A 15,659-nucleotide genomic window follows, 5' to 3' on the forward strand; every position below is an offset into this window, starting at 1 on the left:
ACCCCCTGGGGGTATTCCCGGAAACGCGGAGGAGCCCGCCCGGCGCCTCACTTCCCGAGCAGGGTGACCTCCAGCCGGTCGGCCGCGTAGTCCGCCCGGATCACCTTCTTGTCGAACTTGCCCACCGAGGTCTTGGGCACGGCCTCGACGATCGCCCAGCGCTCCGGCAGCTGCCAGGAGGCCACCCGCTCGGCCAGGAAGGCGCGCAGCTCGGCCAGGCCGGCGGTGGCGCCGGGCCGCAGCACCACGGTGGCCAGCGGCCGCTCGCCCCACTTCTCGTCCGGCACCGCGACCACCGCGGCCTCGGCGACCTCGGGGTGGGCCATCAGCTGGTTCTCCAGCTCCACCGAGGAGATCCACTCGCCGCCGGACTTGATGACGTCCTTGGCCCGGTCGGTGAGGGTGAGGTAGCCGTCCGGGGTGATGGTGCCGACGTCGCCGGTGCGCAGCCAGCCGTCCTCGCTGAACTTGTCCTCGGGCCGCTCGGGCTCCTTGCCCTGGCCGGCGAAGTAGGCGCCGGCGATCCACGGGCCGCGGACCTCCAGCTCGCCGGCGGACTCGCCGTCGTGCGGCATCCGCTCGCCGCCCGGGCCGATCAGCCGGGCCTCGACGGAGGCCGGGAAGAGGCCCTGGGTGAGCCGGTACGGCCACTCCTGCTCGGGGGTCAGCCCGCCCGGGGGCTGGGCGAAGGTGCCCAGCGGGGAGGTCTCGGTCATGCCCCAGGCGTGCACGACGCGGATGCCGTGCCGCTCCTCGAAGCCCTTCATCAGCGCGGGCGGGCAGGCCGAGCCGCCGATCACCACCATGCGCAGCGAGGAGGTGTCGTGGCCGCCGGCGTCCAGCTCGTCCAGCAGACCGTTCCAGATGGTGGGGACGGCGGCACTCACGGTGGGGCGGACCCGGTCGATCATCTCGGCGAGCGGCTTCGGCTGCAGGAAGCGGTCGGGCATCAGCAGGTTGGCGCCGGACATGTAGGCGGCGTGCGGCATGCCCCAGGCGTTGACGTGGAACATCGGCACCACCGGCAGGGCGGTGTCGCGGGGGGTCAGTCCGAAGCTGTCGGCGGCGTTGACCTGCAGGCAGTGCAGGTAGACCGAGCGGTGGCTGTAGACCACGCCCTTGGGGTCGCCGGTGGTGCCCGAGGTGTAGCAGATGGCGGCGGCCCGGCGCTCGTCGATGTCGGTCCGCCACGGGTAGGCGTCCGGGCGGCCGTCGATCAGGTCCTCGTACGCGTGCACGCCGCCGGTGAAGCCGTCGAGCAGCGAGGCCTCGTACGGGCCGTTGACCACGATGTGCCGGAGGGTGTCGCCCAGCTGCGGCAGCACGCCGGCGAGCAGCGGCAGCACGGTGCCGTCGACGATCACCACGTGGTCGGCGGCGTGGTTGACGATGTACGCGAGCTGGTGGGCCGGCAGGCGGAGGTTGAGGGTATGCAGGACGGCGCCCATGGAGGGGACGGCGAGGTACGCCTCCAGGTGTTCGGCGTTGTTCCACATCAGGGTGGCGACCACGGTGTCCTCCCGGACGCCGAGCTCGTCGTGGAGCGCGTGGGCGAGCCGGGCGGCGCGGGCGCCGACCTCGGCGTAGCTGCGGACGACCGGGCCGGTGCCGTCCCAGGTGGTGACGGTGGAGCGGCCGTGGACGGTGGCCCCGTGGGTCAGGATCCGGGCGACGGTGAGTGGTACGTCCTGCATCGTGCTGAACACGCGGGTCCTCCTTGACCGGGTGGAGCTGGCGGCGCGGCACCCGGGCTACCCACGAGTAGTCGTGCGCCGCGTGGCCCGATTCTGACGGTCCGAGGGGTCCGGTGTCAGTAGCGGGCGGCCGTGACCGATGGCTCACCGGAAAGGTGAACCCGCGGCGTGGGAGGGGGAGGGCTCAACGGGCGACCAGGGTGTCGAGCTGGTCGCGGTCGATGTTGAGGGTGTGGCCGCCGTAGGTCTCCTTGACGTTGCCCCAGTGCTGGTGGACCCGCCGCTGCCGGGACCAGAGGTCGGCGCCGAGGGCGCCGGCGCCGTCGGTGGTGGTGGCCCTGCCGTCCCAGCGGGCGTACCAGACGGCGTCCGGCAGCGGGGAGCTGCCGGCCCGGGCGGCGGCGGACAGGTCGGCGACGCCGGAGTCGGTGCTGGAGTAGAGGCCCGCGTGGAAGCCGGCCCGGTGGAGGGCCTGGGTCCAGCCGAGGGCGAAGTCGACCACCGCCCCGCTGCACCGGGCGTCGCCCCGCGGATAGGCCTCGATGTCCAGGTAGACCGGGCTGCCCTTGGCCAGACCGAGGCGCTTCAGGGCGCGGACCGCCTCGGCCGCCTCCTCCTTGCCCTGCTGGACGGCGCGGTCGGGGTCGATGCGCTGCGAGGGCTGCCGGGCGGGGGCGCAGGGCGCCTGGAGGCCGACGTGGGTGGGCAACAGCCGCCAGCCCATGGCGCGGACCCGGCGAACCCAGTCGGCGGTGAGCCTGGGCTGGCCGCAGGCACGCTGCCGGCCGCTGACGTAGACGCCGAGGGCGCCGTACGGGGAGGAGTCCCGCCAGGCCCTCATGGTTTCCAGCGCGGGTGCGCTGCACGCGTCGAAGCCCGCGCCGGTGAACACCTCGGCGGGGAGCGGGGTACGGCCGCGGGCGACCGGGTCGGCCAGCACCCGGCGGGCCGGGGCCGGTGAGGCCTGCCCGGACGGCCCGGACGGTGGGGGTGATGTCTCGGGTGTGGACGTGGGGAGCGCCGCAGCGGCGGGTTCCAGGGTCAGGGCCTCGACCGGGACGGTGGCCGGCGCCCGGGTGGCGGGTCCCGTCCCGGCGCCGGGGGCGGCGGGCTCGGGGGCCCCGCCGAGGCCGGTGGCGAGCAGCAGCACGAGCGAGGCGGACACGGTCGCCGCCGGACCTAAGTAGCGCACCCTCCAGGGCTACTGACCTCCCGTCACGTCGGGCCCTCGGCGCGCGGACGGTTAACCGCGATTCACCCGGCCGGACCTGCGAGGAAGGACACATGTAACCAGCTTGCGGCGGTTGTGGGGCTTACGGAAGACTCGGGCCCATGCCCACCGCCAACCATCCCCAACCGGACATCTCGGCCCCGGCCGGCGACGCCTTCGCCGGTGCCTCCACCCTTCAGCCCGGAACGCCGGACGGCCCCGCCGGGGAACGCGGCGGGGGACGGCGACGCGGAGGCACCGGAGGGCTGGAGCGAGCCGGCGGGCCGGGCGGCGGCCGGAGCGGGTCGCCCTCCGGCGGGTGGCGCGGCCGGGTGAGCCTGGCCGCCGTTCCGGCGCCGGTGCTGTGCGTGGCGGCGATGTTCGCGGTGCAGCTCGGCATCGCGGCGTCCAAGCCGCTGTTCGGCGTCTTCGGCGTCGCCGGGGCGACCTTCCTGCGGCTCGCCTTCGCCGCCGCGATCCTGCTCGCCGTCACCCGCCCCCGGCTGCGCGGGCGGAGCCGGTGCGACCTTGGCCTGGCCGTGCTGCTCGGCATTGCCTCCGCCGGGATGACCACCCTCTTCGCGGGCGCCGTGGACCGGCTGCCGATGGGCACCGCCGCGACCATCGAGTTCCTCGGCCCGCTGGTGGTGGCCATGGTGCTGGCCCGCCGGGTGAGCCACCTGGTCTGGGTGCTGCTGGCCGGCAGCGGGGTGGCCCTGCTGACCCTGCTCGGCGGCGCGGGCCACGGCGGCGGGGACGGCTCGCTGGACCCGGTCGGCCTGGCGTACGCCTTCGGGGCAGCCGCCTGCTACGCCGGGTACATCCTGTTCACCGACAAGGTGGGCGCCGCGTTCCGGGGCTTCGAGGGCCTGGCCGTCTCGTTCGCCATCGGCACCCTGGTACTGGCGCCGGTCGGGGCCGCGCAGGCCTGGCACGGCCTCACCACCGCTTCCTCCCCCGCCCTGCTGCTGCTCGCGGTGGCCGGGGTGGCCCTGCTCTTCCCTGTCGTCCCGTACGCACTGGAGATGACGGCGCTGCGGCGGATGCCGCAGCGGGTGTTCAGCGTGATCGTCAGCCTGGACCCGGCGGTCAGCGCCCTGGTCGGACTGGTGGTGCTCGGTCAGCTCCTGGACTGGCCCCAGGTGCTGGGCATCGGCTGTGTGGTGCTGGCGAGTGTCGGCGCGACGCTGACCGGGCGGCGCTGACCGCCCCGGGACGGGTACGCGGGTACACGGGTACGCGGGGTGCCGGGCGCGGTGACCGTGGGAACGCCGACGGGCGGTGCCGTGATCGGCACCGCCCGTCCGAGCCGGTACGCAGAGACCCTTTCCTGCTCCCGGTCGCCGAACCGTGTCACCGTGTCCGCCCCGTCCTCGGCGCCCCCGCCTCGGACGGAGCCGGCGACGCGCCGGCCCGCACCCGCGTCAGGGCTGCCCGGAGGCGACGGCTCGTAGGGCGGCCGGGCGGATGGTGCGCAGACGGGCCATGCATGTCCTCCGTGGATGCTGGGGTGCTGTGGGGGTGCTGTGGGGTGCCGGGCGGACGGTCCTGCCGGGGTGCTCTGGTCGGAGTTCGCCGCCGCACGAACCCCGGTGGCTGCGGCGCCGGGCCACAGCCTTCCGCAACAAATCGACAAAGCACCAGTCACGGGCCACCATTTCGCCCGTTCGCGTGAAAACGAAGTCCCGGCCCATCATCCACACGACATCGGTTCGTCGACAGACACACCGCTCCCTGCCAGGACGTTCGCCCGAATGGCGGCGGGCGCGAGGGGAAATCAAGGGCGGCGGACGGCATCGCCACGAGCTCCGGGAACACCACCCAGGGCGTACGCGAATCGATGCGCGCCCCGAAAAGGGAGAATCAGCCAACCGTGTCGACAATTCCGGCCGGTTCCGGGGCCGGGCGGATTCTCCCTCCGCGGCCCGACCGGCCGGGCCGGTCGGAAGGTCGGAAGGTCGGAAGGTCGGAAGGTCGGAACGTCAGAGGGTGAGAGGGTCAGAGGGTCTTCCCGGGGTTGAGGATGCCCAGCGGGTCGAAAACCGCCTTGATCTGCCGCTGCAGTTCCAGCCCCACCGGTCCGAGTTCCCGGGCGAGCCACTCGCGCTTCAGCAGGCCCACGCCGTGCTCGCCGGTCACCGTGCCGCCCAGCTCCAGGCCGAGCGCCATGATCTCGTCGAAGGACCCCCGGGCCCGGGCGGTCTCCTCCGCGTCACCCGCGTCGAAGATCACCACCGGGTGGGTGTTGCCATCCCCGGCGTGGGCGACCATCCCGATGGTCAGCCGCTGCCGTTCGGCGATCGCCGCCACCCCGGTCAGCATCTCCGCCAGCCGGGAGCGCGGCACCGCCACGTCGTCGATCATCGTGGTGCCGAGCCGTTCCATGGCGGGCAGGGAGAGCCGCCTGGCCTGCAGCAGCAGGTCCGACTCGGCGCGGTCCTCGGCCGGTACCACCCCACTCGCCCCCGCCGCATCGCACAGCGCGGCCACCTCGGCGACCTCCCGCCGCTGGTCGGGCCCGTCGAAGGCCACCAGCAGCAGGGCCCGGGTGGACTCGGGCAGTCCCATGCGGGCCATCTCGTTGACCGCCCGGACGGTGGTGGAGTCCATCAGTTCCATCAGCGAGGGGGTGTACCCCTTGGCCATCACCTCGCAGACCGCCGCGCAGGCCTCGTCCGTACTGCGGAACTCGGCGGCCAGCACCAGCTGCGGCGGCGGCGCGGGGCGCAGCGCCAGGACCGCCCGGACCACCACCGCGAGGGTGCCCTCCGAGCCGACCAGCAGCCGGGTCAGGTCGTATCCGGCGACGCCCTTGGCGGTGCGGCGTCCGGTGGTCAGCAGCCGGCCGTCCGCCAGGACCACGTCGAGCCCCAGCACGTACTCGCTGGTGGTGCCGTACTTGACGCAGCACAGGCCGCCCGCGCCGGTGCCGATGTTGCCGCCGATGGTGCAGGACTCCCAACTGGACGGGTCCGGCGGATAGGCCAGGCCGTGGCCGGCCGCCGCGCGGGACAGCTCGGCGTTCACCACCCCGGGCTCGACCACGGCGATCCGGTTGACCGGGTCGATCTCCAGGATCCGGTTCATCCGGGTCATCGACAGGAGGATGCAGCCGTCCACCGCGTTGGCGCCGCCGGACAGGCCGGTCCGGGCGCCCTGCGGCACCACCGGGACGCGCAGGTCGGTCGCCGTACGCAGCACGTGCCGCACCTGCTCGACCGTCTCCGGGAAGACCACCACCGCGGGCCGGCCGGCCTCGCAGAAGCCCGCCATGTCGTGGGCGTAGGCGGCGGTGACGTCCGGGTCCACCGCGACGGCCCCCTCGCCCAGGCCCTGCGCCAACCGTTCGACCAGATCACCCACGACAGCCTCCGCCACACGCGCGTCCGTGCTCCGACTCTCCTCCTGCGGCCGTCACCGGGCAAGAACGCCGTGGCACTGGTGAGGGCGGCTCCGGACGCACGGCGGGCGTCCGCGGGGACGGACGGATGGAGGGCGTCCGCGGGGGCGGGATACACGGAAGGCGTCCGCGGGGGCGGGATACACGGAAGGCGTCCGCGGGGACCGTCGGACCGGCGGCATAGAGTTGCGCCCTTGCAGTACGGTCATATGACTAGGTGTCGGCGATGGAGTCCCGTGGGGCGGGAGGCCGCACCACGGGGACAGGGCGGGGGCTCGGCATGGGACAGCATGTCGTCGTCGACGAGGAGAACCTCACGTCGCAGGGACGGTCGATGGAGGACATCGGCCGGGAGTTCCAGCGCGCGGCCGACCAGATGAAGTCGCGCCTGCAGGCGCTGGAGGGCGGCAGCGAGCCGCCGTGGGGCGACGACGACCTGGGCGAGAAGTTCGGGATCGTCTACGAGGGCCTGCGCGACGGCATGCAGGAGTCGATGGACTCGCTCGCCCAGCGTCTCGGCGAGATGGGCAAGAAGCTGGCGGCCATGGCGTCCAACCATGCCGCGAACGAGGACTCCACCACGGGCGGCTTCGACTCCCTCGGCGGCCGGACGGACGCGGTCGGCGGCCAGATCCGCGCCCTCCACCACCCGTCCCGCTGACGGCTCCGCCGCCGACCCGACCACGCCGATCGAACGACCGACCGCTCACCATGCGCCCGTGACCGCTTCATCCGGGCGTCCATCCAGGGGGAATTGACGCTGTGTCGATGATGCTGCCGGACAGCCTTGAGTGGGTCCTGGAGATGCTCGGCTTCGACTGGCCGAAGGCGGACGAGGACAAGCTGCGTGAGTGCGCGCAGGTGTGGCGGGACTTCGCGGACCAGGTCGACGAGATGAACTACCGCGCCCTGAGCGCGGCGAACTCGGTGCGGTCGGCGAACGCCGGCGACTCGATCGAGGCGTTCGGGAAGGCCTTCGACAAGTTCTCCACGGGCGGCGACGGCTACCTGGCGGACGCGGCGATGGCGGCCCGGTTCATCGCGGTGGCGTTCGACGCGGCCGCAGTGATCGTGGTGACCTGCAAGGTCGCGGTGATCGCGCAGCTGGCGATCCTGGCGGCGGAGATCATCGCGGCCCAGGCGGCGGCACCGTTCACCTTCGGTCTGTCCGAGGTCGGCGCGCTGGGTGCGACCACGGCGACCAAGATGATCGTGCGGCGGCTGCTGAAGGAGCTTCGGCAGGCGCTGATGGAGGCGATCCTCGAAACGCTGAAGGAGCCCGCGGTCTCGGCCGTGCAGGGCATGATCAGCGACCTGATCGCCCAGACCGTCAACCAGGGCTTCGGCGCCCAGGACGGCTACGACCTGGGCCGGACCGCCAAGCGGGGCGCGGAGGACTTCACCGACGCGGTGAAGAACTCCGGGCAGACGTTCACCGAGGCGCTGCGGGACGGGGTCGGCTCGCGCGCGGGCGGCCACGCCCGCCGGGGCCTGGACCACGCCGCCGGCCGCGGCGACGGGGACGGCGGGCACGGCGGCGACGGGGACGGCAAGGGCGGCGACTCGGGGAGTTCCGGGAGTTCCGGGACTTCGTCGGGGAGCGGGCGCTCCTCCGGTGACTCCGGCTCCTCGGGGTCCTCGGGTTCCTCGGGTTCCTCGGGTGGGACCGCCACCGGGTCGGCCGGGTCCGGGAGTTCGAGCGGCTCGGCAGGGTCCTCGTCTCCGGGCTCGTCGGGTACGCCCGGTGGCTCGCGGGGGTCCTCCGGTGACGGCGGTACGAGCACCGGCTCGACGCCCACCGGCGGCGACTCGTCCGGCTCGCGGGGCGACACCGGCGCGGGCAGCCCGAGCACCGGGCGGCCGAGCACGCCGCCCACCGGCGACAGCGGCCGTGGCACCGGGCCACTCGACCCGTTCGGCACCCGCCTCACCCCCGACCCGGCCCCCGGCCCCACCCCCGCCCATGGCGAGGACAGCGGCCGCTCCGCGTCGACAGACCCGGGCACCACCGCCCGTCCCGGCGCCGACGGCCCGGCACCCACCCGCGGCACGGACACCCCCACGCACACGGGCACCGACAGCCGGCCCGCGCCCGCCAACGACACCGCCACGCCCGGCGGTTCGACCACCTCCGGTACGGATGGCCGTCCCACGCCGGGCGACCACGGCGCGCGTCCCTCGGACGGCACGGTCCCACCCGCCCGCGACGGCGCGGACGGATCCCAGACGGCACCCCGTCCGGTGGGCGACAACCGCCCCGGACCAATCCCCACCCCGACCACGCCCGACTCCACACCCGCCCCTGCGCACAACGCGCCGCCCGCGCCGCACCCGAGCGGCGACGGTACGACCGGCTCGGGTCAGGGAACCGGCCATCCGACACGTGACAGCACGCCGGCCCCCGCACCCGGTGGAGACGGCCGCACCCCGTCGAACGGGCCGGAGCGCGGCGGTGAGGGCTCCCCGTCCACTCCGCCGCACACGGGTGAGCGGAGCACGCCCACCTACGGTCCCGTCCGTAGCGACGACCACCCCGCGCCTGCGCCCGAGCGGCACAGCCCGGCCGAGGACGCCGGTGCGCCGCCGCGTGGTGCGGATCCGCGCATCGCACCGCCCGGGACGGCTCCGCACACCTCCGCGCCGGACGCCTCCCGTCCCACCGCTTCCGAGGGCCCGAACCGTGTCCCGACGGTCGAGACCGCCTCCACCGCCGTCGCCGACCCGCCCACGAACCGCATCGCCACACCGGAGCAGGCCGGTCCGACCGCTCCGCCGAGCGGCAGTCCGGGCCAGACCGGCCCGGTCGTCCCCGGTGCGGGAGTTCCCACACCGTCCCCCGCGCCCGGCGGCTCGGCCTCGCCGAGCGGCTCGACCGCTCCCCCGCGCACCGGCGGGCCCTCGACGAACGCGCCCGGCGATGGGCCGTCCGTCCACCGCCCGCCCACCTCCGGTCGGCCCGACGGCCGCCCGGACGGTGCCACCGGGCCTGTCCGGCTCGGCCAGCAGCCGTCCGGCGACCGCCCAGCCCGGACGCCCGACGGCACCATGCGCCCCGACCCGCGCTTGGACCCGCGTACGGCCTACGCCCGGCCCACCGCCGACCGTCCGAACGCCGACCAGCCGACGCGCACCCCTGACAACGCCACGCGCCCCGAGCAGTCGACCCCGGACCGCACGAACGACCGTCCGTCCCGGCACCCGGACAACGACCGCCGAACCGCCGACACCTCCCGGCCTGACGACTCGTCGCACCGGCCTGACGAGGCGTCGAAGGACCACGATCCGTCCAAGGACCACGACCCCACCACGCCCGACGACCACACCCCCACCCCCGACCGCCTGCTCTCCGAGAGCCGGCCGCACGACACCCCCGGCGGCCTCGCGCCCGTCGACCCGCGGCACCAGCAGGATCTGGAGAGCCGGATCCCGCGCAACCCGGACGGCACCCCGCAGCGTCACCCGGACCCGTACGGCGACTGGCCCGGCGCGGTCAACGGCGACGGCCACCGTACGCCCGGCCGCGACAACAACTGCCTCGACGTCGCGCTCTCCAGCGTGGACACCTACAGCGGCCGCCCCACCGCGGCCGCCCCGCGCAGCAACGACGGCAGCCCCGACGGCGAGCACGGCGGACGCGACCGCGCCGAACGCCAGCTCGGCGCGCCCTTCCGCGACCTCGGCAACGGCGATCAGGCCTTCCACCGGCTGGAGGACCAGCTCCGCCGGTCCGGCCACGGCTCGCAGGCCGTCATCATCACCCAGGACGCCAACGGCCGTGCCCACGCCTGGAACGTGGTCAACCACAACGGCAGGATCACCTACCTCGACAACCAGACCGGCGCCCGCGGCGACAAGCCCCTCCACGACGGCAGGCACGGCGTCTGGGCCGTTCCCCTCGGCCCCGACCGCCGTCCCATCCCGTCCACCGGCCACGGCCCGGACCACGCCGGCCGCCCCGACTCGACGCCGAGCGGCACCGATCGCCGACCCGCCGACCCCGCCGGCAAGCACAAGACCGACGAGGACCCCGACGGCCCGGACGCGAAGAAGCAGAAGACCGAGGACGCGGACCCGCAGCAGGACGGTCCGGCCGTGCACCCGCGGGACGAGAAGCACCGCACGGAGCACGAGCGCCTGCCCGCCAAGCAGGAGCCCGATCACCTCGCCCACGGTATGCGTCCCGACGCGTCCCAGCAGACCCTACGCCAGACCAACGACGTGCGCGCCGTCCGCATGGAGCATGTCTACAACGAGCTCGACCGCTGGGCCTCCCAGAAGCCCCAGGACCTGGCCAAGCTGCTCCAGCGCACCGAGGGTCCCGACGGGTTCACCTTCACCCGGGCCGAACTGTCCAAGGCGCTGCCCGGCTTCGGGGACATGCACCCGGGCGAGCAGGGCGCGGTGGTGGCCGCACTCGGCCGGATGAGCCATTCGTTCCACGAACAGCACGGCGTGGGTGTGAACCCCGAGCACCGGGAACGTCCGTACGCACCGACCGACGAGGCCGGCGAGGCGGGCGTCGACGCCGACGGGAACCCGCTGCCGAAGGGCAGCGACGACCCGGCCTCCCGCGGCCAGGTCGACCACGCGAACACGAAGTCGGAGGTGGGTCTGAAGGGCGCCGTCGAGCTCAAGGCCGCCATCAGGCAGGCGTTCCAGCAGCCGGACGTTCCGTCGGCCGTCCTGAACTCCGGGCCGCACCGGCCGGACTTCACCGCGCGCAACTACGCGGTCATGGAGCTCCACGACCCGTCGAAGCCCGGAGACACAATCTTCGTGGTGGACAGTTCGGTTCCCGCCTCGCCCGAGCGCGCGGGCATTACCCCGCTCCATTCCGAGAAGCACCTCGGTCAATGGGTCAAGCGTCTCAACGCGGAGAAGGAGAAGGCCGGCGACGACCAGAAGTACGAGGTCCTCACCCTGTACACGGAGCGGGAGCCCTGCGGTACCGGACAGGGCCACGGCCACTGCTCCCCCTACCTCTCCAAGGATTTCCCCGGAGTTCCCATCTACTACGCGACGGAATTCCGGAAGGGCGAGTTGGTCAATCCGGGCCTGAAGGGCGAGGGCACCCCCAAGCAGAAGATGGACAAGGACTTCAGGGCGTACATTGCCAAGGTGGGCGACGTCTGGCTGTCCGCACAGAAGAACGGACTCGGCCTCGGTGGAAAGGCCGTTGCTGAGGAGACGGACCAGTGAGCGGAAGTACGGATGCGGCCGGGTCGGCGTACCAGGAGGTCCGTGCGTGGCTGGCCGGCCCCGCGCCGTCCGGGCGCCTGTACGTCTCCGGACCGGGTGGGAGCGGTAAGACCCGGTTGCTGACAGAGCTTCGGGACGCCTTCACCGAGGCACTCCACGTGGATGCCACCGGCCTCGGCGCGGACGCGGTCGTGGGGGAGCTCATCGGGCAGCTGGATCCGTCCGAGTCGGCCGGACTGAACAGCCTGTCGGACCTGGTCCGGAAGTTCCGCGGCGAGGGGAAGCCGCGGATCGTCCTGGTGGCCAACCCGCAGTGGGCCGGCATCCTTGCCGACGGCGGCGAGCCGGCCAGGCTGAGCGGTGTACTGGACTCGCTGGCGCACGCGGCCGAGCAGGCCCCGTTCAAGCTGGTGACCGAGACCTCGTCCGCCCCTCCGGTCCGGCACCCCGGCACCGACGTCGTCGAGCTGCCCGGGGAGGAGGATGCGGGGGTTCGAGCGCTCGTCGCCGCATGCCCGCCCCCGGCCCTGGCCGCGCTGCGAGCACTGGCCCATGCCCAGCTGGACCGGGTTCCGGCCGATGCGTGGTCGGCCCTGTGCGCCTGCGCGGAGGTTGACGCCCGGGAGGACGAACTGGCCGCCTGGGCCGAACGGTTCGCCGACGTCGCCGTCGAGGAGAACCCGGAGGGCAGGCACTTCGGGTTCCGTTCCCGCGATCTGGCCCGTGCGCTGAGGCGCCTGGAAGGCGTTCCCTCCGCCGTCGTCCACGACCGGATGACCACCCGCCTGCTGACGGGGGACATGTCGGCCTGGGCCGCCCGGTCGCTCCCCGGGCACACGGCGGTGGCGGGTAGGTTCGACGAGCTGCTGGCTGATGCCGCCGTGTTGGCGCGGATTCCGCGGCAGCACTTGTTGGAGGGCTTCGATTCCGGCTACCCCGAGGGCTTCGAGCAGGACACCGACGCCGCCGCCCTCCACTACCTGACGCACCGGAACCTTTCGGGTCTCTCGCAGGCCGAGTGGGTGGCCTGGCTGAGCCACGATGCCTTCACCCGGGGCCGGATCGAGCGCGCGCAGCAACTCGCCGCCTCCTCCTCGGAACCACTGCCGTTCACACCTCTCTGGTCGCACCGGCGCCCGGCGGGGACGTTCGAGCGTCCTGCGCTGCCCCACACGGCCGCACCGATCCGCGTCACGGCGGTCTCGCACGAGGGGCGGCCCGCCGTTCAGAGCGAGGACGGGGCAGGGGGCCGGTGGGTCTGGGACGCCGCCACCGGTGAGGTGCTGGAAGGCCCCGTCGGCTCGCCGACCGCCGCCGCGGGTGGGCCCACGCCGGCGGTCGGCGAGCACCTCACCGCCCGCTGGCGTGCGGAGGTGGCGTACGCCGTCCCCGGGCGGGTGGACCTCTTCGACCCGGTGGACGGCCGACCGCTCGGTGCCCTTCAGCTGCCCGGCGACGAGCTCTCCTGCACGGTGGCGGGGTCGACGCTGATCGTCGCCGACTCCTGCGGCCTGTACGCACTGACGGTCGAGCCCTCGGCTCTGCACCCGGAACCCTTCCACCGGCTCCCGGAACTCGGCTGGCGCGGCGAGGTCAAGCCGCGACCGTACGATCCCGCCGCGTGTGCCGACCTCCGGGCGCTGCTGGAGCGTGCCTTCGGTCCCGAGTCGCTCCACCGGATCCCGCCGGCCGACCTGCCCCCCGGCCTCCGGGACGAGCCGACCCGGCACCTGCTCGTCGACGTGGGCGTCCCGGAGGTCGTGGGCCTGGTCGGTCTGTGGCTCGACCGCCTCACCCCGGACTCGTTGGCCCCAGTACCGTGGGAGTCCGTGCCGGAGGCGGCACAGCCTGCCGGAGCCGGGCCCTACTGGCTGCTCGGCGAGTGGATGGGCTGCCAGGTGGTCCTGGACGGGCACGACGGACGGGTCCTTCGCATGCTGCCGCCGGGGGCACCCGAATGGGAGCATCCGCGGGGCCCGCTGGTCGGATCGACTCTGCGCTCGTTCCTGACCATGGTCGCGCTCACGGCCCGCTACGTCGAGATCTACCAGGTGTTCGACGGGCCCGACCGGGACGATGCACTGGCCGAACTGGAGATCCAGCTGACCGGGATCGCCCCGGACGCGGCGGGCTCGGACTGCTGGGGGTACGCGCTGGACCCCGACAACTGGGAATGAGAGATCTGCCGGACGCCGTGTGGTCCGAGAGGTCGCTCGGCGACGGCGGTCCCGGGCGCCCGAGGGTCCGGACAAACCTGTCGACCAGCCGTGAAGACCGCACCTCCGAGATCCTGGAGCCCGGAACGTGACCGATACGACCATCCACCAGCCGCACCCCTACATCGGCGGCCGCGACACCGCGCTGCGCGAACTCAGTCGGTGGCGCGAGGGGGTGGCGTCGTCGCCCAAGACGATTCTGCTGACCGGGAGTTCGGGCAGCGGCCGGACACGCCTGCTGACCGGCTTCCTGATGCTCTGCGATCCGGAATCCCGTCAACGCATCGACGTGGCGGCACTCGACCCGGCCACCGTTCCGGCGCCCGAGCTGCCCGCCCCGCTGGTCTTCGACGCCAGCGGACTGACCGCCGCTCAGCTGCTGTGGTCGGTGACCGACGCACTGGGCATGGCCGCCACCCGGACCGAGGACGCCCTCCGGCTCCTGGCGGAACCGGCCGACGAGGGCCTGCCGCCGGTACCGGTCGTCGTCCCCGATGTGGACAGGGCCGGGGTCCTTCGCGCGCTGGACGGGGCCGCCCGGACGGCTGCCGAGGTGCTGCTGCCGCTCGCGCTCTCACCGCGGGTCCGCCTACTCGCCGACGTCCCGCGCGAACAGGCGCGATGGCTGGTCGAGCGACTGCCCGAGGGCCGGGTGCGAGTCGTCGATCTCGACGAGGAGCCGTGGGCGGATCCGGACGGGCTGCTCCTGCAGGCGGAGCACGCGGTGGAGAAGCCCGGATTCGCCGCCGAGCTGGCCCGGCACGCCGACGGCCCGCTGACCGTTCGGCTCGCCGCCTGGTCGCTGCGCGCCGTCCCCGACGCCGGGACCGGGGTCTTCCCGCGCAACGTCGGCGAGGCGCTCGACCTGCACGCCGAGCGCTGCGGCGTCGACGAACTGACGCTGCGACGGCTCCTGGCGCCGCTCGCGCTGGCCGGGGACGGTGCGACACTGCCGTTCTCGCTGTGGGCCCCGCTGGCCTCCGCGGTCGCGGGCAGGGATCTGTCTGCCGCGCTCGCCAGCGGCCAGCAGCTGCTGATGCCGTTCTTCGAGCTGGTCGACGGCGACGAGCCGGCGGCTCGGCTCGTCCACCCCGCGGTGGCAGCGGAGCTGCGCGAGCGCTTCGGCTCGGTCCTCCGAGAGGTTCAGCGGCGGATCGCCCACGCCCTGCTGGCCACCCTCCCGGCCGGTTCCGACCGCTGGTCCGCCGCCGCGCCCTACGTGCGTGAGCAGCTGATCGGGCACGCGCTGGAGGGCGGGGTGCTGCCGGAGCTGCTGGTCGACCCGGGTTTCCTTCTGCACGCCGAGCAGGTGGCGCTGCGTGCGGCGGTCGAGCACCTGGCCGCCGACGGGGCCGAGCTGCCCGCGCCCGCCCGTACCTGGCTACGACTGGCACCGCTGTTCACCCGCACCGAGGCCGGCCCGATCCCGCGCGCGGCCCTGCTCGAGCACGCACTGTGCCAGGACGGTCTCCCCGCAGTGGAGTTCGGCCTCGATCTGCCCTGGCGAACCCTGTGGGCCGCACCGCTCCCGGGGGTCGACGGGGTCGCCGCGGCCATCGCTCCGGATGGCACCTCCGTCCTTGCCGCGCACGTCCCGGGCGCCGAGCCGCCGATCGCTCTCTACGACGTCCTCACCGGCGCCGCCGTGACCGGCGATCCGGAGCAGCTGCTCCGCCCGTCCGACGAGCAACGTGAGGACAGCCCGCTGCGGTTGAGCAAAGGAGCCGACTACGTGCGGGTCTGGCCACGGGACGGCGGGCACCCGGTGGCGACTTTCGTCTCGCCGGAACCGCTCGGCGGCGCGGACGTCACCGTGGACGGTGTGCTGCTGCTCGCCGATGCCCGTGGTGTCAGCGCCCTGCGCCTCGTCGTCCCGTCCGTGGAGAGCGGCTCGGGAGCCTGACGCCGTTAATCTGAACCGACCCGAACCAGCCCTGAGG

8 protein-coding genes are annotated in these 15,659 nt (G+C 73.8%); 5 read left to right on the forward strand and 3 right to left on the reverse strand.

Annotated features, from left to right (window positions below; genetic code table 11):
• Nucleotides 1-47: 47 nt before the first annotated feature.
• Both ABWK59_RS17030 and ABWK59_RS17035 read right to left on the reverse strand, forming a co-directional pair.
• Entirely contained in the window at nucleotides 48-1,706 is a 1,659-nt protein-coding gene (locus ABWK59_RS17030) for a long-chain fatty acid--CoA ligase (protein WP_354641436.1), read from the reverse strand.
• Nucleotides 1,707-1,878: 172 nt separating this feature from the next.
• Nucleotides 1,879-2,859 carry a DUF1906 domain-containing protein gene (locus ABWK59_RS17035; RefSeq protein ID WP_354641437.1) on the reverse strand — a complete coding sequence of 327 codons (981 nt, stop codon included), beginning with the start codon at nucleotides 2,857-2,859 and terminating at the stop codon, nucleotides 1,879-1,881.
• Between the two features lie 167 nt (nucleotides 2,860-3,026).
• Between ABWK59_RS17035 and ABWK59_RS17040 the strand changes: the two genes are divergently transcribed.
• Nucleotides 3,027-4,109, forward strand: coding sequence for an EamA family transporter (locus ABWK59_RS17040; RefSeq protein ID WP_354641438.1), 1,083 nt, complete (start codon nucleotides 3,027-3,029; stop codon nucleotides 4,107-4,109).
• Between the two features lie 793 nt (nucleotides 4,110-4,902).
• On the opposite strand, the gene ABWK59_RS17045 is transcribed toward ABWK59_RS17040, so the two are convergent.
• Nucleotides 4,903-6,267 carry an FAD-binding oxidoreductase gene (locus ABWK59_RS17045; protein ID WP_354641439.1) on the reverse strand — a complete coding sequence of 455 codons (1,365 nt, stop codon included), beginning with the start codon at nucleotides 6,265-6,267 and terminating at the stop codon, nucleotides 4,903-4,905.
• Nucleotides 6,268-6,584: 317 nt separating this feature from the next.
• Between ABWK59_RS17045 and ABWK59_RS17050 the strand changes: the two genes are divergently transcribed.
• The 4 genes from ABWK59_RS17050 (at nucleotide 6,585) to ABWK59_RS17065 (ending at nucleotide 15,622) form a co-directional block, all read left to right on the forward strand.
• Complete coding sequence (locus tag ABWK59_RS17050) at nucleotides 6,585-6,965, forward strand: hypothetical protein (RefSeq protein WP_354641440.1); 381 nt, start codon at nucleotides 6,585-6,587, stop codon at nucleotides 6,963-6,965.
• A gap of 107 nt (nucleotides 6,966-7,072) precedes the next feature.
• Complete coding sequence (locus ABWK59_RS17055) at nucleotides 7,073-11,503, forward strand: toxin glutamine deamidase domain-containing protein (RefSeq protein ID WP_354641441.1); 4,431 nt, start codon at nucleotides 7,073-7,075, stop codon at nucleotides 11,501-11,503.
• On the forward strand, nucleotides 11,500-13,680 hold the full coding sequence (locus ABWK59_RS17060) for an SUKH-4 family immunity protein (protein WP_354641442.1): 2,181 nt from the start codon (nucleotides 11,500-11,502) through the stop codon (nucleotides 13,678-13,680). The genes ABWK59_RS17055 and ABWK59_RS17060 overlap by 4 nt, the downstream gene beginning before the upstream one ends.
• A 127-nt stretch (nucleotides 13,681-13,807) precedes the next feature.
• A complete protein-coding gene (locus ABWK59_RS17065) occupies nucleotides 13,808-15,622 on the forward strand; it encodes an ATP-binding protein (protein WP_354641443.1) in 1,815 nt (604 codons plus the stop codon).
• Nucleotides 15,623-15,659 lie beyond the last annotated feature (37 nt).

The organism is Kitasatospora sp. HUAS MG31, from assembly GCF_040571325.1.
GTDB classification, from domain to species: Bacteria; Actinomycetota; Actinomycetes; order Streptomycetales; family Streptomycetaceae; genus Kitasatospora; species Kitasatospora camelliae.

Bases quoted from the DNA above. Each gene is read 5' to 3' on its own strand.
- ABWK59_RS17040 (WP_354641438.1), top strand. From the start codon at position 3,027: ATGCCCACCGCCAACCATCCCCAACCGGACATCTCGGCCCCGGCCGGC.
- ABWK59_RS17055 (WP_354641441.1), top strand. From the start codon at position 7,073: ATGATGCTGCCGGACAGCCTTGAGTGGGTCCTGGAGATGCTCGGCTTC.
- ABWK59_RS17050 (WP_354641440.1), top strand. From the start codon at position 6,585: ATGGGACAGCATGTCGTCGTCGACGAGGAGAACCTCACGTCGCAGGGA.